The sequence below is a fragment of the Nostoc punctiforme PCC 73102 genome (assembly GCF_000020025.1).
GTDB lineage: Bacteria > Cyanobacteriota > Cyanobacteriia > Cyanobacteriales > Nostocaceae > Nostoc > Nostoc punctiforme.
The window spans coordinates 1,204,371-1,227,503 of record NC_010628.1 but is presented as its reverse complement, the minus strand read 5'-3'; the positions used below and the strand labels follow the sequence as shown (position 1 = coordinate 1,227,503).

Below are 23,133 nucleotides of genomic sequence, written 5' to 3'. Positions count from 1 at the left end.
TTATTTCCATTCGCCTTGTAGAGTGAAAGGTGCCCAGTAATAGGGTGCAGCATATTTTTTAGTGCGCCATATTTCTATTTGTGCTGTCCGCAAAGCTGCTGCTGGTTTTAATCCTTCTTGCAGCATTTTTTTGTAAAATACCTTCATAAGTTCGGATGTTGCCTGGTCATCTACACTCCACAGGCTGACTAAGACTCGCGGACTCCCTGCATACATAAACCCTCTGGTTAACCCTACTATCCTTCTCCCTTAACTTCTTCTCCCAATCCGGTTTTACAGGCGCTGAGTACTACCAGTTCTGCTTGCAGGTTGAGGTTGAAAATATCGTGCAAGCGCAAAAAGCCATTTTGTGGCATTCCCTTGTCGTCAAATAGCGATAATACCACTCCTGATAATTCTGGATGCTTGCTGTTAAGGATGCCATGCGTGGCAAAATGGATGATGCGATATTGACTCAGATTTTCGCTGCTAGCAGTGGTACGACTGGCGTTAAAATCAAAGGCTTGTTTGCGATCGCTAACAGGTACAAGAGAAAGAATTTGCTCGGCTTCTTGACGTGTAAAGCGCAGACGTTCAAAGCTAATGTCTGAGTCTTGGGCGGATCTAGTTAAAGCCAGGTTGTCTAAATTGCTCTCTGGCGCAGGTAGGCGAGATACTTGTGCTTTATTTTGGAGACGCTCATCATCACTGTTAAAAATCGGATCTGCCAATACAACTAGGGTTTTAGGAGCAGATTTATGTCCTTTGTGTTCGCTTCTGAGGATAGCTAAGGTAGACGCTGAAGGGAGAGTAATTATTTCGTGGTTGAGCAGTAATGGTTCATAATTGCGACTGCTACCTGTTGTGAGGGCAGCAAATGGCACATATTGCAAAGCACCATCGCTGGCGATCGCTAAACGCTTCTTTTGCAGTTGCTGGGCTACTGGTGCAAGTATTTGTTGAGATAGAGCATCTAGAGACGGACTATGCTTCAGATACGGGGTAGTGATTTCTTGACGGAACTTTTGCACTGTAGCTTCAATATCTGCACGCTTGGGTAGTTCGTAACTGGTAATACTCTTATTAGTAACTGCCCAAAGATAACTGCGCTTTTCCCCCAAAGAATATTCTAAAAGCAGAGTGTTTTCATCAAGTACTTGCTGTTGAATTTGCACGAGTGAGAGAGGCTGAGGTTGAGTCAGCGCTGCATAACGCGGACTAGTAGCACGGATTTGTACCTGGACTTGTTTATACTGTTCTAGAAGTACCTCGGTGTCTTCTTCTAAAGCTTGCACCTGTGCTTCAGTATGCTTACCACTTAATAGTTGTATCCGACGTTTTTCTACAACATCGAGTTGTTGCTGCAAGTTACGTTCTTGAGCAAGTAACTTTGGCTCTACACCTTGGCGAATATCTGCGTTGGCTTCTGCAAGTAGTTCCAAAAGACTGCGGGCGCGGGCGCGTTCGCTGGCTTGCAATGCCAAAGCATCATATCCTTGAGATGGTTGCTGTTTGTGTAACTGCATCAGCAAATCGACATAAAACTCATAATAATTCTGCACCGTGGCAAAATAGGAAGCGCGGAGTTCCTGAGAGTCAATTTTGATACGAAGACCTTCAACAATTTTGATGACTTTCTCTATCTGAGTCAGGGCAGACTGAAAATTGCCTGCGTCGTGTTGAACAAAAGCGATGTTATAGAGTGTACGTGCTTCCCTTGCCTTGTTCCCTGTCTGTTGATATAGCAGCAAAGATTGGCTGTAATAATCTAGCGCCTTTTGGTGTTCTCCTAAATTTGAGTAAGCTTTGCCAATATTGTTTAGAGCAGTTGCTATCCCTCCTTTGTCTCCCGCATACTGGTATAAAATCAGGGCTTGGCCAAAGTATGAGAGTGCTTTTTGCTGTTCTGCTAACTCTAAATAAACTGTGCCAATATTGCTCAGAGCAGTTGGTATGCCTTCTTTCTCTGCGTCTTTAGCCTCTTGGTATAAAGACAGGGCTTGGCTGAAGTAATCGAGTGCCTTTTGCTTCTCTCCTAAATCTAAGTAGACTTTGCCAATGTTGTTCAGAGTAGTCGCTATCCCTGCCTTGTTTCCCACCTGTCGTTTGAGAGACAGCGATTGGTTGTAGTAATCGAGTGCCTTTTGCTTTTCTCCCAGGAAATGGTAGACAGAGCCGATATTATTGAGGCTAATAGCTTCCCCATTTTTGTCTCCCACTTGTCGCCTTAAGGATATGGATTGGTTGTAGTAATCCAGCGCCTTTTGCTTTTCTGCTAACTCTGAGTAGATTTTGCCAATGTTATTTAGCGTAGTACCTTGGGCTTGTTTGTCACCTATTTTTTCAGATAGAGGTAGGGATTGCTTGTAATAATCAAGTGCCTTCTGCTTTTCTCCTAAATTTGAGTAGATTTTGCCAATATAAACGAGGGTGTCAGCTTCTAAGGAGAGTAGGTTTTGCCTATTGGAGCGATCGCTCGCTTGACGATATAGTAAAAGTGCTTGCTCAAATTTTGCGATCGCTTTTAACAGAGATTCTGCTGTTCCTTGCTGATATAGTTGCTTCCCTTCTTGATATGCAAGTTTAGCAACAGCCAGAGTTGCATCTGGCGAACTTGTCTGCGTCATCTGTGCAACATTTACCGGCTGCTGTCTAGCAATCGCCACATTTGATTCTGAAAATAACAAAATGCTGCTAAAAAGAATAATACTGCGACCTGTTACCAAGGGCAGAAATTGCCATTGTCTTGAGTCACATACCTTAAATTGAGTCATATACATCTGCGGTTTCTATAGCTGATTAGATTTAGAATTCCCAAAATCAAGCAAAAAACCGTAGATTAACTCATTGTATGGCGATCTGGCAGCGATTTTCGCAAGCAAAAGCTACCTCAACACACGATTCTATATCCTCTATGGAGCAGATTATATATGAGTTGAGCCAAGACCAGGAGACACAATAGAAGATGTTCTAACTCTCTACTCAACCCGCTTAACTTCAAATCCCCGCAACCCTTCCGGTACTTCATACTCAACCACAACATCTTTAACCACAGCAGCAGGTGGCCCAGAGTGACACCAGCGAACCATATCATCTACAACCTCTCGCGCCCCTTCAAAAACTGCTTCTACTCGATTATCAGGGAGATTTCGCACCCAACCGGTTAATCCCAACTGCCTAGCGGTATCAACAGTGGAATAGCGATAACCCACTCCTTGGACTCGGCCAGAAATGAATACATGGGCGCGAACGATCTTTGGCAGTGCTGTAGAATTCTGCATAAACTGGTCTAATCTTTACGATTCCAGTTTACCTAGTTTGTGTATACACAATCTGTTTTTACCTCCAAGCGTCATGCCCTGAAGGTGCGATCGCAATTATCCCTATATTTGGGAGTGTCGCAGAGTAATGATAAAGTATTTTTCACTACTCCGCTAATTAGACTTGTCGGGAAATAAGAGAGAATAGACAGCAGTGGTAGGGAAGAATGATGCTGAATATTGAAGGTGCGCTGAAGCAAGACCGACTGTTGAGGGCATTAACTGGGTTGAACCGGAAAGCATTTGATGCCCTTTTGCCCACGTTTACCACGATGTACCTAGATACTCAACAGGCCAAGCCTCGTCAACGTGGCCTGGGTGGAGGACGCAAAGCCCGCTTACTTACAGCCCAAGACAAATTGTTTTTCATCCTTTTCTATTTCAAATGTTATCCGACCTTCGATGTGGCGGGACTGCTCTTTGATATGCATCGCTCCCAGGCACATGAGTGGATGCATCGATTGCAGCCAATATTAGAAGCGGCTTTGGGACAGAAGATGGCGCTGCCGGAACGCCATCTCGAAAGCATTGAAGCATTTTTGTCACGCTTTCCAGGAGTGCAACGAGTGATGATTGATGGGACAGAACGCCCAATTGCGCGACCTCAAGAAAGAGAACAACAACAACAGAATTACTCCGGTAAAAAGAAACGTCATACGCGTAAACACTTGGCGGCAGTTGATGAAACCAAACGGGTCTTGATCTTAAGCAAAGCACGAGAAGGCAAACTGCATGACAAACGTTTTCATGACGAAGATGACATTGCAGGTAGTGTGCCTGATGAAATTCCGATTGAAGTAGACTCGGGCTTTCAGGGATTACAGAAGCAGTATGACAATCTCCATCTTCCTCACAAAAAGCCCAAAGGGGGCAAGTTAAGTGACCTTCAAAAAACGGAGAATCGTCAATTGAGTCAATCCCGTGTAGTTTGCGAAAATGCCTTTGCTGGTGTGAAGCGCTACAACGCCGCCAGTGTCATTTATCGTAATCGGATTGAAAACTTTGATGACCATTTGATGCTGACCGCAGCAGGATTATGGAACTTCTACTTGATGGCTGCTTAAGAGAATCCCAATTACAAGACCAGCATTGCCTCACTTATCTTTTATTTCCCGACAACTCTATTGTTGTGAATTAAATTAATTAGTAGTCCGTTTTTCAACCTGGAATTTTGAATTGCTTATGTCTAACCTGCCACCACTCAATACAGCAACAATTTGGGCAATTCTTGACGATAAAATTGATGATGCCACAGTCAACCAGTTGCTATGGCATTATTTAGGCTATCGCTATGACTCTTCAACTGCACAATGGGACATTAGCCAAGTTGCACCAGAATGGCAAGAGGAGTACCCACAACCACCAAATTTCATAGAATCTCGCCCTGCAACAGTTAAGTTAACTCGTTCCATCCCTGCTGAAAACAAACAAATGCTAAAAGAAAAGCTGGGTTTCAAAGGATACAAAATTGGTGAATTTGGGCCTCGGCAAACTCGTAGGGCAACTGCGGCAAATTGGTTTTTAAGTTATCTACAACAAACTAACGGCAAAATTGAATAATCTGATACAGCAGATATTTAACAAAAAACATCTTATTTTTACTGAATATCTGCTATTTAAGAAGTTAATAAAAAGTCATTAATTTATTAAAATTTTGCACTTTGATTCAATAGCATTTTAAGTTTAGTATTATAGACAAAAAATGTAGGTAAAAAATGCCTTACATCCAATCTGGATATTAGTTAAAAACAATAAATGTGATAAACAGTCAAAAAACGCTAAAAACAGTAATAATTTACAAAAATATTTATAAATTAATCCTGAAGATAGAAGCACTGGTTATATAATTCTTTCTCTAGACCGATTTTTAAATTCAATTAAGCATCAGAGAATACGTCTATCAACCCTTAATATTACAAACACTTCTATGGCAAAGCCAATTGAATTTAATTTATTTGCACCATACAACAAAGGAGCCGCATTAATTGGTTCTTTTTCTGATTGGCAAGAAATACCAATGGAAAAAGGTAATGATGGTTATTTTCGTACAAGTGTTGAACTAAAAGACGGTGTTTATAAATATAAATTTCGTGTCCAGTCAAATTCATGGTTTTTTGAGCCAGAACAATGGGTTGATGTTACAGACCCTTATGCAACTGATATAGATGAACTGAGTGGAAAAGATGATAGTGTTATCCATGTAAAAGATTGCGAAAGAATTACTGATACTTATGTCTGGCAAAATGATGATAAACCTTTACCTGCTGACCACGAATTAGTAATTTATGAATTGCACGTTGGTGACTTTTCTGGTGGTGAGGATGACCCTTATGCACGAGGCAAATATAAACACGTCATTGAAAAGTTAGATTATTTGAGTGAACTAGGAATCAATGCTATTGAGTTGATGCCACTTAAAGAATATCCTGGTGATTATAGTTGGGGTTATAATCCCCGCCACTTTTTTGCAACAGAATCAAGTTATGGTTCTACTGCTGAGTTGAAAAAATTGATTGATGAGTGTCATGGCAGAGGCATTCGTGTGATAATTGACGGTATTTATAACCACTCAGAAGCATCTGCTCCTCTAACACAAATTGACCACGATTATTGGTATCATCATGAACCTCGGGACCCTGATAATAACTGGGGACCTGAGTTTAATTACGAACATTATGATGAAAAATTAGAGATTCATCCAGCGCGGAAATTTATTGGTGAAACAATTCGTTTCTGGATTCAGGAATATCATCTTGATGGTATTCGTTATGATGCAGCACGGCAAATTGCTAATTACGACTTCATGCACTGGATTGTTCAGGAAGCCAAAAACACTGCTGGTGCAAAGCCTTTTTATAACGTTGCTGAACACATTCCTGAAACTACCAGCATTACCAATGTAGATGGGCCAATGGATGGTTGCTGGCATGACAGTTTCTATCACTGCATTCTAGAACATATCTGCGGTGATACATTTGATTTAGAGCGTCTCAAAGATGTCATTGACTGCAAACGCCAAGGCTTTTTAGGTGCTACGAATGTAGTAAATTACCTCACCAACCATGACCATAACCACATTATGGTTGAATTGGGGAACCGTGAGATTTTTGACGAAGAAGCCTTTAGACGGGCTAAATTAGGAGTTGCCATCCTAATGACTGCTGTTGGCGTACCTTTGATTTGGATGGGAGAGGAATTTGGCGAGTACAAACCCAAACAACCCGAATCATCAAAAATCGATTGGACTCTGTTAGGTAACGATCTCAATCGTAGTTTATTTGAATCATACAAAGGCTTAACCAACCTGCGTAAAAGTAATCACGCTCTCTACACAGAAAATATTGACTTTATCCACGAAAATCCAGAGGCAAAAGTATTAGCTTATACTCGTTGGAATGATGAAGGTTCTCGTGTAGTCGTAATCGCAAATTTCTCAGAAAATTTCCTAGCTGGCTATCATGTTCCTAATTTTCCTAGTGCTGGTACATGGCATGAATGGACAGGCAATTATGATGTCGAATCTGGTGATGATGGCATAATAACTGACTTGGGCCCATACGAAGCCAAAGTGTTTGTATGGCAGTAATTATATACACTAACACTGAGTCAGTAATCCAATAGCAAACAGAAAGGGGGAAAATATTCTCCCTTTTTAAGTTATTATCTTATTCGAATACAGTGTAATTAGAAATTTGTCAAGCAAGAAATAAGCTATTTTAAAATTTCATGGGTTTGTGTTACACTTTTGAGTTGAAGTGCGTATATAAAATTGCCCAAGCATCCCCATGCACAACAAATTATTTAATAGTAATATCGACAACGCTAACATTGAGAACGATCGCATTTTATTAACTCCCAATGAAATAAAATCAAAATTACCTTTAACACAATTAGCCGAACAAAGAGTTTTAGCATACAGGCAGGAAATAGAAGATATTCTCGATTTTCAGGATCGGAGAAAGTTTATAGTAGTTGGGCCATGCTCAATCCACGACCCAAAAGCAGCGCTCGAATATTCTGAAAGGTTGAAAGCGTTGTCTGAGGAAGTTAAGGATAAGCTACTACTAATAATGCGTGTATACTTTGAAAAGCCAAGAACAACCGTCGGTTGGAAAGGATTAATTAACGATCCAGATATGGATGATTCTTTCCATGTAGAGAATGGTTTATTAATTGCACGCGATTTGTTATTAAAAATTACAGAATTGGGATTACCTGCGGGTACAGAAGCACTAGATCCAATCATACCTCAATACATTAGTGAACTGATTACCTGGTCTGCTATTGGGGCACGCACGACCGAATCACAAACTCACCGTGAAATGGCAAGTGGGCTTTCGATGCCTGTGGGTTTTAAAAACGGTACTGATGGCAATATTCAAGTAGCTTTGAATGCCCTACAATCAGCTAGAAACCCGCATAATTTTCTGGGAATTAATCAAAACGGACAAGTCAGCGTCTTTCAAACTAAAGGGAATGGCTATGGTCACGTAATTTTAAGAGGTGGTAGTCAACCCAACTTTGATGCAGCTAATGTCAAATTAGTAGAAGATAAATTAAAACAGGCGAATTTACCACCAAGAATTGTGATCGACTGTAGCCACGGAAATACTAATAAAGATTACAAATTACAAGGTGCTGTTTTAGAAAATATTATTCAGCAAATAGTAGATGGTAATACATCAATAGTTGGCATGATGCTGGAATCACATTTGTATGAAGGTAGTCAACCAATTACCGATAAACAAGAAGAATTAAAATATGGGGTTTCTGTAACTGATAAATGTATTAGTTGGGAAGAAACCGAAAAAATTATTTTGGCTGCTTACGAAAAACTTAAGTAAATACCATAATTGGGATTTTCAGAGGCTTTGAATCTTAATCATCAACGCTAGTAGTGTTTGTCAATAATTTGTTTTTTGCAAGTCCCTTAAGGTTGATAGACATAATAACGTGTAAAAAAAGCAATTTTTTTAACGTAGACGCAAAGCGGTGAGCCAGTCCGGTGGACGGGTTCCCCGGCATAAAGGAACTGGCAAACCCGTAGCTACCACAGAGGCGCAGAAAACACAGAGAGAAAGAAGAAATGCTTAAATGAACTGTATTGAATTTAAACCCTCTTATGCTTCTGGATAGTTTAGTTTATTTACTACTTTCTTATTCTGGAAAGTGACAGAAGCTTTTTACGGACGCGCTGGCTTCCGTTATGGATGGAAGAAACAAGTCAAATCCTCTTCCCTTCTGCCTTCTGCCTCCTGCCTCCTGCCTTGTTTCTTAGGAGAGGGACACGGCATCTCTCTGTATTTGTGCCAGCGTTGCACTAATTTGGGTGCTGAAATTCCTGTGCAATCAAGGGTTTAAGAACAAATAAATTGATTTATGAGGTTCTCCCCCTTGCCTCTTTGGTTATCGTAACAATGGGTGATTAGGCGTTAACTCGCTCTCAAAACGGCTGTAAACAACTTGGGTTGGATACCAACAAGAAAACCAGTACAAATCTTGAATAACTTTGTCAGAATTACTCGCGTCTGCGAACTCAAAGTGAACTAGCCCTAAATTATTTAATCCAACTACTTCTCGCCCGTCCTGAAACCAACGAAATTTCCAAAACATCAGGGGTTGTAACCATTTCCATTTAGCATTTTCTGCTCGTTTCCAGGGAGCTATCAAAGATAATATATCTGCTGTGCAGGTAGAAGTCTGAACAGTGTTTCGAGGTATCCATTCCAGCACACAATGCCACTCTGAGTTAGCTAACATCTGGCGATTATGGTGTAATTGTTTCGCAGAAATTTCTACCATATTGGGTGGGTTACTCCACCCGATCCAATGTCGCACCTTTTCAGGTAATAGCCAATCTTTCAATCGTGTATGAATCAGCCGCGTCAGAATCTCTTCATTCTTCAATGCACTAGCGGTTAACTGCACTAAGACAGATTGCAATTTGGAATGGGTGCGTGCATAAGACAAGTGAGCAACAGAACTGTAGTGGATATCTCCAGATAGAATAACGACTTGTTGACGTTCTTCAAACAAGGTAGTTAGGAATTTCGCTAGTGCTTCCACATTAATGTTCCAAGCATCTCCAACATCGGTTGAAAAAACTTTCTCGCGTTGTAAGTGCCAATGATGAATCCAATCAATTACTTGTAGTCCAAATACATTAGTGGGTGCAATCACAAATGTATTTTGAATCTGAGTTTGTTCAGCTACTTGTTGTAAAGGTAATAATAGTTGTTGCTCAAAGGCTTTTGGACACAATAGCATCGGTGGTGCAATTGGTTTTTGATCGGCTGGATAACCCCGCCAAGTGCGTGTATCCAGCACAATTACTTCATGGCAGTTGCTCCTGACTATATAGTGCCAAGTCAGTGCTTCAGGATCTCGATCCAGAATGAATACGGAACCATCTCGGACTAAAATAGGTAAGCCTGTGGCAGGATCGTTGGCTGGCATACCGACATAACGAGCGATCGCATCATCAGCCTTTGCATCCTTCCCTTGGGAAGCTGACCAAGCTTGTGCAGCCGCCAACAGCTTTTCACCGGATTTATCTTCTGTAAATTGCCCTGGTGTATTGCCCCATCCTTGAAATACCGTGTAGGCTAACAAAGCATTTTGGACTATTCTTCGCCCCAAGGGACGACCCAGCACCCGCAAACACCAAGCTTGATTTAAGTTCCAGTCATCACTTACATCATGGTCATCAAAGATGGTGTATGTGGGGATATTAGCAAGGGCACGACGCACTTTCCAGAGGGTATAAATGAATTGGCGCAAATGCCAGACTGCTTGGTTCCAGTCTTTGATAGCATGGCGATCGCGCGTTACTTGATGTCCTTGAGGAAATGTGGTGGGCCAGCACACTGGCGACCAAGCTAGTAAATAAGTAGCGTAATATTCACCCAGGCTGAAAAGATGACTGTTAACTTTCTCCGATTTATTATGTAATCCTGCGGTCAAACCAGCTTGGTTTGTTGCAACATCAGCCCTCTGTCCAGGGGGTAGCTGCTGGGGAGTGCAGTAAACTCCATTCACAGGAAGTTTTTCTTCCCAACCCAAGAGGGCATCACCAAGAGTCGTGGCAACCCACAACGACGGGTCTGCTACATCATCTCCGTAAATTTGATCTCCGGTAAGGAATAGCTGGTGAGGGCGATGTTGGGGTTGATTTGCTGAAGCCTCAATTAAACTGTCAAGAATCGGTAGTGCATCAAACCCATGACCATGAGGTTTACGGCAGGAAGCATGGGAAATTTGCAAATCTTGAAGACGGTTTGGCGGCAAAACAAAGGTCGGTTTTTGATGAGCAAAGTAGCTGATGCTGACTGTAGGAGAAGAGTTTGAGCATAATGCTTGTTGCATTTGCCGGGTTTGGTCAGCAGCAGTAAGCTGGAGATCGTAAGCATAGAGGCGATCGCTAGTTAGGCGATATCCAACCGGCGATCGAGCCGTTATCGCAACTACATGAAGATACTTGCCTAGAGCAAAGCTAGAGCGTTCTCCCTCCAATAAGCAATTTCCTAGTGCTTCACCATTATTTGTAGTTTCATAAACCTTGAGTTCTACCTGACAAGACTGTTTCAGAGCCACCCATACTGTTACTGACTCTGGTTCAGTATGTTTTAGGATTGGCCCCGCCAAAATTAGCGGCAATTCTTGTAAAAACTCATCCCCAGCTTGATACTTCATTGCAAACAGTTGACAGGTGGTGTTTTAGATGATGTTGCTTTATTTATATAATCCAATCACCAAATGGGGACGAGTGTTTCGCCAGTCTTCGATCTGACATATCCATCAAGGCGATGTCTAATTCCCAACGAGTGACTTGCGTTTACCTGAACGAGTTAAGCTCAATTTCCACATCATCAATCGGGATTGAGACAGTCAAACTAATCATCGAACCAGAATCAACTGCAACAACGAAAGCTATAGAGATTGTCAACAGCGCCCGAAAATAAATTCTCAATGCCGCCCAACAGAGAGAAATTATACAATTGATAGAAACGATATTAATCTATAAATTGCCGCACTTGAGCCGGGAGGAGATGGGAAAAATGTTTGGATTAAGTGAGTTAAAGCAAACTAAATTTTACCAAGAAGTTTTTGAAGAGGGTAAAGAAGAAGGCAAGTTAGAAGGCAAGTTAGAAGGCAAACTAGAAACAATACCTTAGCTATGGGCATTAGGATTGAGTATTGAACAGATAGCCCAAGCGTTAGGTTTGGACGAACAAGTTGTTAGGCAAGCTGTACAACCGAAATCATAAAATGATCGAGAGTACCCAAAATGGTTTGCTAGTTTTGGCAATTTTCCTATAGTAAGGATGTGCTGGGGGACGGGCGAGACACCCATCCCATAAGAGTCATTAATTTAATTAATTCTGAGCGATACCTTCTTGACGCGCTGCTTGTTGTACAGCAGCAGCAACAGCATTGACGACTCGCTCATCAAAGACTGAAGGAATAATATGTTCGCGATCCAAATCTGAAGGCTTGACTAAAGAAGCGATCGCATTTGCGGCTTCTAAATACATTGTGGTCGTAATTGTCTTTGCTCGACAATCTAAAGCACCACGGAATACCCCAGGAAAAGCTAGGACGTTATTGATTTGATTAGGGTAATCACTGCGACCGGTAGCAATGACAGCAACATCTTTACTGATTAATTCTGGCTGAATCTCTGGAATGGGATTTGCCATTGCAAACACAATTGGGTCTTTCGCCATTGAATGCACCATTTCTGGTGTCAAAACTCCCGGTGCGCTGACACCAATAAAGACATCTGCCCCTTGCATCGCGCCCGCTAACGTACCTTGAGCTTTCACGGCAAATTCGAGTTTTTCTTCTGTCAAATCGGCACGACTTGTAGATATAATCCCTTTAGAGTCGCACATCCAGATTTTTTCTGCCCCAGCTTTACGGAGTAACCGCGCGATCGCTACTCCCGCCGCCCCAGCACCGTTAATCACGATGCGGATTTCTGCCATTGGCTTATGTACCAGTTTTAGAGAGTTAAATAATGCTGCCAAGGTGACAATCGCCGTACCATGCTGATCGTCATGAAAAACGGGGATATCTAACTCTTCGCGCAATCTCTTTTCAATTTCAAAGCAGCGAGGTGCAGCGATATCTTCTAAATTCACACCCCCAAAAACTGGCGCGATATTCTTAACTGTCTGGATAATCTCTTCTGTATCTTGGGTAGCCAGACAAATGGGAAAAGCATCTAGCCCAGCAAATTCCTTGAATAGCATTGCTTTGCCTTCCATGACTGGCAGAGCAGCAGCCGGGCCGAGATTTCCCAATCCCAAAACGGCACTACCATCGGTAACAATAGCAACAGTGTTTTGTTTGATGGTTAACTTGTAAACTTCCTCTGGATCTTGAGCGATCGCAGTACAAATTCGACCAACTCCTGGTGTGTAAGCCATTGCTAGATCGGACACACTCTTTAAAGGAATTCTGCTAGTAATGCTGATTTTGCCACCACGATGCAAATTAAAGGTGCGATCGTAGACACTGAGTAACTTGATATCTGGTAATGCTTTCACTGCTTGCACAATGGTTTCAGCATGTTCGGTACTAGCAGCATCAACGGTAATATCGCGGGTGGACTCTTTACGGGTTTGCTCTATTAAATCAATTTGACCGAGATTGCCGCCAGTAGTTGCGATCGCCTGGGTTACTGACGCTAACATTCCTACACGATTGGGAATCTGCAAGCGCAGTGTCAAACTAAAACTAGAATTCGGAGTTAGGTCTGCCATGTTTATTTTGGATTTTAAGTTTTAGATTTTATATTGAATTGAGACAAAAACTAAAATCTGAAATTTGGAGTCAGTACAAACATCATGAATGTAAACTCTTGGGATAACCGTCAGTAGTTAATTTACTCACTGTTGACAATTTTGATAATTATTTTTATTGATACCAATGCATTTACTAGTATCAATGATTCACAATTTAGTAATTGTACCCAAATACACCAGATATTTTTTTAAAATTTTATCTGTGTAAATATTTGTATAACTATAGCTTCATACAAAAAGCGCTCTCTATACAGAGAGCGCGGCGAATTTTAAATTACAACTAACCGTGTATTGCAGGTGCGTAGGCGTAGCCCGCACTTCTCTACGAGACGCTGCGCGAACGGCTGCGCTCAGTGACCATTGTAGATATCGTTGCCACAGGTACTGCCTCACCAGCCGCTAAATCCAAGGGGAAGTTGTGAGCATTGCGCTCGTGCATCACTTCTATACCCAAATTGGCCCGGTTCAGTACATCAGCCCATGTATTAACTACACGACCTTTGGAGTCAAGAATTGATTGGTTAAAGTTGAACCCGTTGAGATTGAACGCCATCGTGCTGATACCCAACGCTGTCAACCAGATACCAACTACAGGCCAAGCTGCCAAGAAAAAGTGCAAGGAACGCGAGTTGTTAAAGCTGGCATATTGCCAGATTAAGCGCCCGAAGTAACCGTGAGCCGCTATGATGCTATAGGTTTCTTGTTCTTGACCAAACTTATACCCATAGTTTATAGATTCAGCTTCAGTTGTCTCTCTGACTAGAGAGGAAGACACCAAAGAACCGTGCATCGCGCAGAAAAACGCACCACCGAACACCGCCGCTACGCCCAGTTGATGGAATGGGTGCATGAGGATGTTATGCTCGGCTTGGAACACGAACATGAAGTTAAATGTGCCGCTAATTCCCAGAGGCATCCCGTCAGAAAAGCTACCTTGACCAATTGGGTAAATTAAAAAGACAGAAGTTGCAGCAGCTACAGGAGCAGAGTAAGCTACGCAAATCCAGGGACGCATCCCCAAACGATAGCTTAACTCCCATTGCCGACCAAGCCAGCAGAAAATACCAATCAAAAAGTGCAAGACAATGAGTTGATAAGGCCCGCCGTTGTAGAGCCATTCATCCATTGAAGCAGCATCCCAAATGGGGTAGAAGTGCAAACCAATGGCATTAGATGTGGGTACAACAGCACCAGTGATGACGTTATTGCCGTATAATAAAGAACCAGAAACTGGCTCCCGGATGCCGTCAATATCAACGGGTGGTGCAGCAATAAAAGCAATAATGAAACAGATAGTAGCGGTCAATAGGGTAGGAATCATTAAAACGCCGAACCAGCCAATATAAAGCCGATTGTCGGTGCTAGTAATCCATTGACAGAAACGATCCCACAAGTTGCCGCTTTCGCTTCTTCCTAGAGTTGTGGTCATAACTGTGTTGTTTATAAATCGCTGACAACAAACTTTCCCAATTTTTAAGAATTGAGAATTAAGCTGTTTTCAAAGACTTTCGCCAAATACCTTCCCCCTAATCGCCGGGACTATCTGGAATTACCTCACACCAAAAATGCTATTAACTGATTTCCCAAGGGAGACTGTCTGAAAAAAGGGAAAACTTTCCCGGCTTCTAATATCACGTTTTACATTAATAATTTGTATTTTTCAAGACATTATTTTTAAGTTTTGCTAAGTTAAACCCTCAACAAACTCAGCGTGTTCTTTTGAATTCAATCCTTGTTGCAGCACTGCTAAAACTTTCGTCATATTCCCTGTGATTAGCGAGGTGATATCTAACCACAAACCCGGAAATACTCTACTTTTAATCACACCATCTGCATCTGCTACAAGTGACAAATATTCACCATTCTGCAAACAGAACCAGTCGAGTTTATTCTCTAAAGTCTGCCAGACGATATATTCCTGCACTCCATTGCGACGGTAGGCGCGTTTTTTGTCGTACAAATCAATAGATGCACTACTAGCTGCTACTTCTGCGACTAATTCTGGTGCGCCTTCTACGTAATCATCTTTACTGATCTGTGCCTGTCCCCTAGCTGGTTTATCTATCAACAGCAAAACATCAGGCTGTGGTTCATTGTCTAAATCCAAGCGCACGGTAGCATTGTCGCCTAGCGCTAACCCAGGAGTGCAAACTTGATAAACTCCCAACCAGGTAATTAACTGTCCATGAGGTTGGCCATGACTTCTAAAACGCAGTGGTGATGCCACGTAGACGACTCCTTCGATTAATTCTGCTTTTTTATTAGGCATTGCTGTATAACGACGCTCGAATTCGTGGCGGGTTAAGCGATCGCCACTTTCTAAGGGAGGGATGGAAGCGTTATTATTTAAGCCATGTTCTACAGAAGCCGCCATTACCTGATTCCTCATCCACAGGAGTTGTAGCTTGAATCTAACATAGTGGAGCGCCATGTCTTCGAGAAGTCGCCAAGAGTAGGTCTACGCAGACACGAAGTTTCTTAATGTAACTGTCTATACTAGAATTGGATAATTCTAGGGAATATATCCTGTTAAAACTTGTTTGGCAGGGTTAGACAGTGGGTTTTTCTAATGAAAAAATTTCTGAGATACCTGGGTTTAGGTTTGCTATCTACCTTTTTGACTTCTACTCCCGGATTGGCAGCTGAACGCATTAGCTTTTTTTATCCTCCCTTCGGCGAATTTTCGTTGTCGGTGGACTCGCTGGAAACTTTTGCGAAAGTTGGCAAAATCGATCGAGATTTTTCATTTTATGCTAGCCGTGCTACTCCTCAACAACTCGCTCAACTGCGGGATCTGCTCCAGCAACGCTTCAATCTCACTCCTACTTTGGTATCTCAGGTGACTTACTCACCGATCGGAGAGCAGCTAGTACAACAACTAGGAAAATTACTTCTGACTGAATCTCGACAGAACGGCTTCTATGCCATACGTGCCTCTTTAATTTTGGCTGCTGCCGATCGCGAGGGTTTAACGGTGGTGAATTTGCTGCGGAAATTTCCTAGCAATACTGTGCGGGTGAATTTCACAGAGGGGTTAAGGATAGTTGATGACTTGTCACAATTGCTCAAGAAAAAGGATGAAGTTGTAGCTTCTCTTCAAAAAGAAGCGATCGCTCAAGCAGCCAATTCAACTGTTGACTTCTCAAAACAACCAGATTTGCGATCGCCAGGAAAATTCCGTTGGCTGAAAAAAAGCCTGGAGTTAAATGACATTTCTCGCTCACGCCGTCTACCGGTAGATATCTATTTACCTACAACTCAAAACTCAGAACCCACAGATCAAAATTCTCCGTCTCCTCCCTTTCCCCTGATTGTCATTTCTCATGGTCTTGCTTCAGACCGCTCTACCTTTGTCTACCTGGCTGAACATCTAGCATCTTATGGTTTTGCTGTTGCTGTACTAGAACACCCTGGCAGTAATGCCAAACGTTTTCAGGAATACTTTGCGGGTTTGGCAAGTCCACCAGAACCAGAGGAATTTATCGACCGACCTTTGGATATCAAGTATCTCCTCGATGAACTCCAGCGTCTAGAAAAATCCGATCCCAGCCTCCACGGAAAACTCAATTTTCAGCAAGTTGGGGCGATTGGCCAGTCTTTTGGTGGTTATACCGTTTTGACTCTAGCAGGAGCAAAGATTAACTTTGAGCAACTGCGCCAAGATTGTAATCCCAATAATTCATCCTTTAATTTGTCGCTGTTATTGCAGTGTGAAGCAAGTAAGTTACCCCAAAAAAATTATGAACTTAAAGACGATCGCATCAAGGCAATCATGGCGATTAATCCAATTGACAGCTTAGTTTTGGGTGAGGGCGGAGTCAGTCAAATTAAAATGCCTGTAATGCTGGTAGCAGGTAGTCAAGATATTTTCGCTCCACCTGTATTTGAGCAAATTCGCCCCTTCACCTGGCTTTCCGATCCCAATAAGTACCTGGCTTTGATTGAAAACGCCACCCACTTTTCAGCGATCGCAGAACCTACTCCTGAAAATGATGTCTTACCTGTGCCACCTGCCTTACTGGGCCCCGATCGCGATGCTGTTTATTCCTATCTCAACGCCCTCAGTGTCGCTTTTATGGAAACCCATCTTCTCAACCGCCCTGAATACCGTTCCTATTTGCAGCCATCTTATGCAACATTTATCAGCAAAGAGCCGCTTAACCTCAGTATTTTACAGTCTTTATCGGTAGCTCAATTTAATCAAATCTGGAGTGCGTCAATTCCCCAGTCAGCCAAACTATCAAATCCTCAACCTACCCCGCGTTAGTTATGACCGGGAGCATCGTGAAAAGAGCAGGGGAGAAAAGAGGATTACGTAAATATACGTGAGTACGGTGGAAGGCAGAATATTAGAACTTACAGCAAGATCCCCACCTTCTGGCAGAAGTTGGGGATCTTGTTATTCAGGAATGATTTAGATTAGCAACACTACAAGTCTCAAAGATTAATTTGATAAACTCAAAGCTAAACCCAAATAAATTACTCTTTACATTAAAATTTCAGCAGATAAAACACTGTTGTAATTCCCATTAAAAATGATGCATTAGCCCTCTTGGATTATTTAAATAAATACAATCTCAAAAACCTTTGTTTTCAATAAATCAGTAAATATGCTGATAGAAATCTGCGCGTTAATCAGTAACTCTAACTATTGCAAGCATAAACTCAAATTCTATATGTCTTTTTTGTTCCTAACAGATGAATTAGATATAACAATTGCCCGAAAAAAGGCTATTTGTCAGGAAAGTGAGATATTTGTACTGAGGGATTTATAAAAACTTATTTAATAAAATATTTTATATATATATACTTGTCGTTAAGAAGTATTAAGAAATCCTTATTAAAGAATATTGCAATACCTTGATTTAATTGCTAATGTGTGTATGACAACGATGCTGATGAACGCTCTGATCTAGGAGAAATAAAATCTATGAGCTATACCCATTCAGCCAAGTGTGTTAGGCTTTGACGGGTTAAAAACGAGAAATTTCTGCCTCGTATAGACAATTATGAGGGATTGCAGATTAACCAAGAAATATTTCGTTGCCAAAGGCTTAGTTTCAGTTTGATTTCAATTGCAATAGATTATTTGTCTTACTTGATGCCAACAAGCAAGTAACTCTTGATTGTGTATATCGGCAATAACGAAGAAGTTGGTAAGACTTAGATTTTGGAGGATAAAACCAATGGAGATTCAAGGTAAAGTTGCTCTGATTACAGGGGCTTCGCGTGGGATTGGACGAGCGATCGCTCTCGAACTAGCGCAAGTCGGCATCAAGCGACTGATATTGGTAGCACGGGATCGCCAAAAGTTAGTCGAGGTAGCTAACGAAATAGAGGCGATGGGAACCGAAACTGCGATCGTGCCATTAGATTTGACTCAGACTATTGAAGTAAATATCGCTGTTGCCCAACTGTGGCGCAATTTCGGGCAGATTCACCTGCTGGTTAATTGTGCGGGAGTCGCATACCAAAGTTCGTTTTTGCAATCTAAGATGCCTCAAGTTCAAGAAGAACTCTCTGTGAACTTGTTAGGGATGTACAACCTCACGAGTCTGATAGCTCGACGTATGGTCAGCCAAAGGCAAGGGACAATCGTCAATGTCTCGAGTCTGATGGGGAAGGTGGCTGCACCGACAATGGCGACTTACTCAGCTACCAAGTTTGCCATCTTAGGATTTACCCAAGCCTTGCGCCGCGAACTAGCTGAACACAATATCCGAGTGATTGCATTACTGCCTTCCCTCACAGACACAGACATGGTGCGCGACTTAAAATTATTTCGCTGGGTGATCCCCATGACTCCGCAGCAAGTAGCCAAAGCACTCGTCGCCGGAATGCAGAATGATTCACCAGAAATTTTAGTCGGCTGGCAGAGTCATTTAGCTGTATTGTGTCAACGCCTTGCCCCTTGGTTATTAGAGCTAATTTTACGAATCGCAACTCCACCAGTGCCAAGAAAACAACAACCTGCTGAAAGACTCAACAAGCTGATCCCGAAACTGAATTTTTTAAACAGAATCCATCGTTTCGGTGATTTGTTCTTGTCAAGAACATGATTTCTCGCGTGTCTGCACATAAGTCCTAAATTTTTTAGTGCATCGCTTATCCTACTGGGGTCAATTGCCTTTAGTTGAAAGGTAAAAACGGAAATACCCGATCGTATCAAACAGATTGACTGCAATTAGCAGTCCTTTACCCCAGTAGGTTCGTGTGGAAGGAAATAGATAAATAGTTGTCCCTAGAACTAAGAGGATTTCTACCAAAGCTGCAATCGCGCCATAATGATTTGAGTCCCAATAAGAAACAGGGCTGATAAAACGGTAATTACTAAAGGGAAAAAAGTGTCGGTGAGCGTCGTTGTTATGGACTGGTAAATCTAAAAGAGAATGTAGCACCATACTGACGAAGCCAACTTCAATCAATCGCCAACTCCAGATATGGGCAATCAATATTCCAAGCAGCGCTAGTGGAATTGAATGAAATGTGCTGACAATAGCTTGCCAAAAAGGTTGATAATAGCCTTCTGACCAAATCTGGCGTGTCGGCAGATGGTAAACAAACTTCATTAAAAAGTAGAACACAAAGATGGGAATATCTGGTAAGACTGCGCCGATGATAATTGCCGGACTTGCCTGAGTTCGCAATTGTTGATTGAAAATCAGCAAGTTGAGAATAGCGTGACTTGGAGTATTCATTGTATATACGCTGAGTTAAGTATTATTAAATACAAACGCAAGTTTTCTAGATATAACTCATATTGGAGCAACCAGAAATGCTTTCCTTCCCTACTACTCTCAGCAGTTTGCCCGAAATCATTGATGGCTTGCCGAATATTTCTGGTTGGGAAACAGAGGTTCTCTCTGTAGTTAACCACGATCAACCAGTATTTTTACCAACAACAAATATCCGGCTAGAAGACGTAAATGCTGTATTTGCGATCGCTTTACACATGCACCAGCCAACTATACCTGCTGGGAATGGCGGTACACTGATCAGCAATCTGCAATATATGTTTGAACATCCTCATGAAGGGGATAACCACAATGCAGATCCTTTTGCATATTGTTACAGCCGGATGGGAGACTTGATCCCCGAACTTGTAAGTCAAGGTTGCAATCCCCGTGTGATGTTAGATTACTCAGGTAATCTTTTGTGGGGATTGCGGCAAATGGGACGCGGTGATGTTCTCGATAACCTCAAACGGATCACTTGCGATCGCAACTATCAACCTTATGTAGAATGGCTGGGTACAATGTGGGGTCATGCAGTTATTCCTTCCACACCCATAGCAGATATTAAATTGCATATCATTGCATGGCAACATCACTTTGCGGCAATTTTTGGCTGGGAAGCACTAGCGCGAGTCAAAGGATTTTCGCCCCCAGAAATGCACCTACCAAATCACCCTGATGCTCTCTTTGAATTTGTGAAAGCGCTGAAAGAGTGTGGATATCGCTGGCTACTCGTTCAAGAACATTCTGTAGAAACTCTTACTGGTCAATCTCTCACCCACAGACATTTACCACATCGTCTGATTGCCCGCAATTCTCAAGGCGAAACAATTAGCATCACAGCCTTAATTAAAACCCAAGGTTCGGATACAAAATTAGTCGCACAAATGCAGCCTTATTATGAAGCCAAAACCTTATCCAAACAACAAATTGGCAGTGTTTTTGTGCCACCAATAGTTAGCCAAATTGGAGATGGTGAAAATGGCGGTGTGATGATGAATGAATTCCCTAGTGCTTTTAAACAAGCTTGGTGGGATATGGTCAATAACGGCGGAGGAAAATCTGGTGTTGTTGGAATGTGTGGTACAGAATATTTAGAATTAATCGAAGCTGCTGGATGTAAACCTGAAAACTATCCAGCTTGTCAGCCAGTGGGACAACATCAGATTTGGGAGCGAGTTTCACCAGATAATTGCCAACCTGAAGCTGTAGAAAATGCGATTCAAGAATTGAAGCAAATAAACTCTAATTTTCATCTGGATGGAGCCTCATGGACAAATCATATCAGTTGGGTCAAAGGATATGAAAATGTGTTGTCTCCTATGTATCAATTAAGTAGTTCATTCCATCAAAAGTTTGATCAATTACAGCAAACTGATTCAACAGAACCTATTACTAGACAATCTCACTATCGTAACCTTCTACTACACAACCTTCTGCTGCAAACCAGTTGCTTTCGTTATTGGGGACAAGGTGCTTGGACTGATCATGCACGTGAAATTTACAAACGTGGCGAAAATTTATTGCATATAAATTGAAATGTAGGGTGGAATGAATATAGATGAGGATTAAAACTCCAGAAATACTCTTGGGTTAAGGCTTGATCCTCACGAACCCTCCTTAAAAAGTAGAGAATTAAACAAGCTTTTTAAGTGGGGTTATATAATCAATACCAAGTGTAGTGGTTTATAAATAGGTAGGATAAATAAAACATATTTATGAGATTTTAGCAATGCTCTGACCGAGATTTATTTTGGATGAGTGGGAAGCCTAAAATACTATTTAACTCTTTGTATCTTAAACTTTAAAAGAGTAATTTAAACATGGTTTGCGCTAATTTAAAAACAAGCATTTGAGTAATCGTTTATTAAGAAAATTTGTTAATATGTATAACATTTTTCTAAATATAGATTGCTACAGCAGAGGTAATAGAATTTCAAATTTTGTACCTATACCAATCTGTGAATTGAAATTTAATTTACCTCCGTGCCTCACAGTTATGATTCGATAACTTACTGCTAAACTAGTATTTTTACTATTCTTTGTTTCCAGAGAAAAAGACTCTATAATTTGCTGTTGCAATTCTTGAGAAATTCCAGGACCATTGTCAGCAATGCGAATTAATACCCAACGGGAATCTGGTGCATTTGGGTTGCTTGCTTCTTGCGAAATTACTTTTGTAGTAATCTCAATTCGAGGTTTTTGAACAGCCTTTGTCTCTTCTAAATGCAACTGTTGCCTAACCGCTTCATTGAGTAAAATATCTACAACTTCGCTGAAAATATTCATCAAAACCTGGTTTAGCTGCCCTATAAAGCAATAAACTGGGGGTAGCTGACCGTAGTATTTGACTATTTCAATTTCTCCTTGAAGACGGCTATTAATTAATAAAATAATAGTATCTATACTAGCGTGTAAATCTACTGGTTTTGGATAAAGTTCATCGATATGACAAAAATTTTGTAAACTAGTAACAAGCTTTTTTAATCTTTCCGCGCCAGTACGGATACTAGCAAGCGATCGCGATAAATCTTGTTCTAAAAAATCAAATTCAATATCTTCTTTAAGAAGATTAATTGCCTGAGAAACTGATGGTAACTCTTGATCGTAAGCAGCTATTAGCTTGAGTAAATCTTGGCTGTAGGTGGAAACATAAGTTATATTTCCCCAAATAAAACCCACTGGGTCTAAAATTTCGTGCGCTACGCCGTCTACCAAACGTCCCAGATTTGCCATTTTATCATTTTGAATCATTTGAGCTTGGCTGCGCTCATAGCGCACCAGATTGTCGATTCCTCGAATTTGCCAAGAAATAATATTCAATTCTTGGACATCTAACAATCTATAAGCACCAGATTCTGTTTGTACTACAATTGGTTCTGCTAATAATTCTGGCGATCGCTTTAAGCTAAGTTGCATCGCTGTTAAAATCGACGTTGTATCAGCAAGCAGCAACATCGGTATCCGCGCATAGCTGTAGAGAACGGCTAATGGTTGCTGAACCAACAACTCTTGTCCATAAGGACGAATCAAAAATTCCAGCAGCCGCCGCCGCGAAATCATCCCAAAGAACCTTCCCTGTTCTACCAAAATTACTCCTGGTAGCAGGGGGTATTTTTCTAAAAAATTAGCCACTTCCATACCAGTGTGATTGATTTCTACTGGGAAGTTGTACATTGAAAGTTCTTGGAGGGTTGAATCTAAATCCAGATCGCGATCGCTACCAAGAGACAAAAATGGCGGTGAGATTTGGCAACTAAATTCTTCTGACACTAGACACCCTGATTTTTA

At 41.5% G+C, this 23,133-nt stretch carries 14 protein-coding genes and 2 pseudogenes; 8 read left to right on the top strand and 8 right to left on the bottom strand.

The genetic code is table 11. From position 1 onward, the window contains the following. Positions 1-2,606 (bottom strand): annotated as a pseudogene (locus NPUN_RS05255) (CHAT domain-containing protein). Between the two features lie 351 nt (positions 2,607-2,957). Then, positions 2,958-3,260, bottom strand: coding sequence for an acylphosphatase (locus NPUN_RS05250; protein WP_012407781.1), 303 nt, complete (start codon positions 3,258-3,260; stop codon positions 2,958-2,960). A 206-nt stretch (positions 3,261-3,466) separates the two neighbouring features. On the opposite strand from NPUN_RS05250, the gene NPUN_RS05245 reads away from it, so the two are divergent. From NPUN_RS05245 to NPUN_RS05230, 4 genes are all read left to right on the top strand, one after another. Further along, complete coding sequence (locus NPUN_RS05245) at positions 3,467-4,363, top strand: transposase (protein ID WP_234710955.1); 897 nt, start codon at positions 3,467-3,469, stop codon at positions 4,361-4,363. A gap of 118 nt (positions 4,364-4,481) precedes the next feature. Further along, positions 4,482-4,859, top strand: coding sequence for a DUF1823 family protein (locus tag NPUN_RS05240; RefSeq protein ID WP_012407780.1), 378 nt, complete (start codon positions 4,482-4,484; stop codon positions 4,857-4,859). Between the two features lie 367 nt (positions 4,860-5,226). Further along, positions 5,227-6,885, top strand: coding sequence for an alpha-amylase family glycosyl hydrolase (locus NPUN_RS05235; protein ID WP_012407779.1), 1,659 nt, complete (start codon positions 5,227-5,229; stop codon positions 6,883-6,885). A 199-nt stretch (positions 6,886-7,084) separates the two neighbouring features. Then, positions 7,085-8,143 carry a 3-deoxy-7-phosphoheptulonate synthase gene (locus NPUN_RS05230; RefSeq protein ID WP_012407778.1) on the top strand — a complete coding sequence of 353 codons (1,059 nt, stop codon included), beginning with the start codon at positions 7,085-7,087 and terminating at the stop codon, positions 8,141-8,143. A gap of 562 nt (positions 8,144-8,705) precedes the next feature. Here the strand turns inward: NPUN_RS05230 and NPUN_RS05225 are convergent. Then, positions 8,706-10,991: a metallophosphoesterase family protein gene (locus NPUN_RS05225; RefSeq protein WP_012407777.1), complete on the bottom strand. Its 2,286-nt coding sequence runs from the start codon at positions 10,989-10,991 to the stop codon at positions 8,706-8,708. A 113-nt stretch (positions 10,992-11,104) separates the two neighbouring features. On the opposite strand from NPUN_RS05225, the pseudogene NPUN_RS42990 reads away from it, so the two are divergent. After that, positions 11,105-11,302 (top strand): annotated as a pseudogene (locus NPUN_RS42990) (DUF2887 domain-containing protein); the annotation flags it as partial. Positions 11,303-11,674: 372 nt separating this feature from the next. Here the strand turns inward: NPUN_RS42990 and NPUN_RS05215 are convergent. From NPUN_RS05215 to NPUN_RS05205, 3 genes are all read right to left on the bottom strand, one after another. After that, entirely contained in the window at positions 11,675-13,066 is a 1,392-nt protein-coding gene (locus NPUN_RS05215) for a malic enzyme-like NAD(P)-binding protein (RefSeq protein ID WP_012407776.1), read from the bottom strand. A 364-nt stretch (positions 13,067-13,430) separates the two neighbouring features. Further along, positions 13,431-14,537, bottom strand: coding sequence for a photosystem II q(b) protein (psbA, locus tag NPUN_RS05210; protein WP_012407775.1), 1,107 nt, complete (start codon positions 14,535-14,537; stop codon positions 13,431-13,433). A gap of 255 nt (positions 14,538-14,792) precedes the next feature. Then, positions 14,793-15,482 (bottom strand): Uma2 family endonuclease, encoded by a 690-nt coding sequence (locus NPUN_RS05205; protein WP_012407774.1) that lies wholly within the window; start codon positions 15,480-15,482, stop codon positions 14,793-14,795. Between the two features lie 195 nt (positions 15,483-15,677). Here NPUN_RS05205 and NPUN_RS05200 point away from each other — a divergent pair, with 195 nt between their 5' ends. Together NPUN_RS05200 and NPUN_RS05195 are read left to right on the top strand one after the other, a co-directional pair. Further along, on the top strand, positions 15,678-17,375 hold the full coding sequence (locus tag NPUN_RS05200; protein ID WP_012407773.1) for an alpha/beta hydrolase: 1,698 nt from the start codon (positions 15,678-15,680) through the stop codon (positions 17,373-17,375). A 919-nt stretch (positions 17,376-18,294) separates the two neighbouring features. Continuing rightward, a complete protein-coding gene (locus NPUN_RS05195) occupies positions 18,295-19,167 on the top strand; it encodes an SDR family NAD(P)-dependent oxidoreductase (protein WP_012407772.1) in 873 nt (290 codons plus the stop codon). Positions 19,168-19,227: 60 nt separating this feature from the next. Here NPUN_RS05195 and NPUN_RS05190 read toward each other — a convergent pair whose 3' ends face one another. Beyond that, entirely contained in the window at positions 19,228-19,806 is a 579-nt protein-coding gene (locus NPUN_RS05190; protein WP_012407771.1) for a hypothetical protein, read from the bottom strand. Positions 19,807-19,883: 77 nt separating this feature from the next. Here NPUN_RS05190 and NPUN_RS05185 point away from each other — a divergent pair, with 77 nt between their 5' ends. After that, positions 19,884-21,380 (top strand): hypothetical protein, encoded by a 1,497-nt coding sequence (locus tag NPUN_RS05185; RefSeq protein ID WP_012407770.1) that lies wholly within the window; start codon positions 19,884-19,886, stop codon positions 21,378-21,380. 376 nt (positions 21,381-21,756) lie between these two features. Here the strand turns inward: NPUN_RS05185 and NPUN_RS05180 are convergent, their stop codons facing one another. Next, positions 21,757-23,115, bottom strand: coding sequence for a sensor histidine kinase (locus NPUN_RS05180; RefSeq protein ID WP_012407769.1), 1,359 nt, complete (start codon positions 23,113-23,115; stop codon positions 21,757-21,759). Positions 23,116-23,133 lie beyond the last annotated feature (18 nt).